Source organism: Bartonella sp. AA97HXZ, assembly GCF_042196985.1.
In the GTDB taxonomy this organism is placed as follows: domain Bacteria; phylum Pseudomonadota; class Alphaproteobacteria; order Rhizobiales; family Rhizobiaceae; genus Bartonella.
The window spans coordinates 1-1,217 of record NZ_JBHIRC010000077.1 but is presented as its reverse complement, the minus strand read 5'-3'; the positions used below and the strand labels follow the sequence as shown (position 1 = coordinate 1,217).

1 protein-coding gene is annotated in these 1,217 nt (G+C 45.1%); it reads left to right on the top strand.

Annotation, left to right across the window (positions count from 1 at the left end):
* The coding region (locus ACFINE_RS09765) for a DUF4815 domain-containing protein (protein ID WP_375621894.1) at positions 1 to 1,217 on the top strand (1,217 nt) is incomplete at both ends.

Genomic DNA, 1,217 nt, shown 5'->3' with positions numbered 1-1,217 from the left:
AGCTATAAGGTGACTTACCGCTATCGCGCAAAAATCACGGCTGATAAAGTAACAGCGCAGGAAATCACTGTCTCAGGTGGGGCGCAAGGTGGTGATATTATCGTCAGTTACACTTACAAATTACCCCGCATTGACCGTATCGGTCTCAACACGGGGGGCAATGTCGTCTATATCAAAGGAGTTTCATCAGATCATCCCATGGCACCCAGTGTCCCTGATGATGTGTTGTCCCTTGCAACCATTACCAACAATTGGCTTGAAACGCCGGGTGTTGTCAATGATGGCACACGGGTTGCCCCCTATGATGAGATGTGGCGCTATTTTCAACGAGTGCTTTCGCTTGACCGTCTGATGCAATTAGAGCGTATTAAAAGCAATGTTGACTCTAAAGAACCTGTTGCCAAAAAGGGCATGTTTGCAGACCCTTTTCTTGATGATAGTTACAGAGATGAAGGCTTTCAACAAACGGGGGCTGTAGGCAACGGCATTTTACAGCTCGCCATTGATCCAACCTTTTACACCGCTAATCTTACAGCGCCTGTCACCCTTGACTGGACAAATGAAGTGATCATTGCGCAAGAGTTGACAACGGCTTGCGAAAAAATTAATCCTTATCAAAATTTTGCACCCCTGCCTGGTACAGTAACCCTTGAACCCGCAACAGACTTTTGGCATGAACAACGCACCGATTGGCTCTCGGGTATCACCAATCAAATCATTATGGGAAAACATCGCGGCAGTACCATACGTAGAACAGAAGTAAGCGATAATTTCATCAACACACACCAAGAACAAATCGACTTTTTAAGACAAATTACCCTTCACTTTAAAATTGAAGGTTTTGGCAGTAGCGAAATCTTGGAAAGTCTCACCTTTGATGGTGTGAATGTTTTACCAAAGAGTCTCCTTATTGCCGATAGCAAGGGCACCCTTGAGGGCGCTTTCACGATTCCACAAAATATTACGGCTGGCACAAAAAATGTTGTGGCACGGGGAAAAGGTGGAACAATTGCAACAGGGCTTTTTACCGGTCAAGGTCTGATTGATGTGAAAGTGATGCGGCGCACCACAACAGTGAAGATCTGGACGCAATTTGACCCACAAGCGCAAGTTTTTACCCCCGATGAAACACGGCAAATTACCGGTATTGACTTTCATCTTTGCAAAATCGGCAATCAGAACCATGATTTGGTGATTGATTTGGTCACTACAGAAAA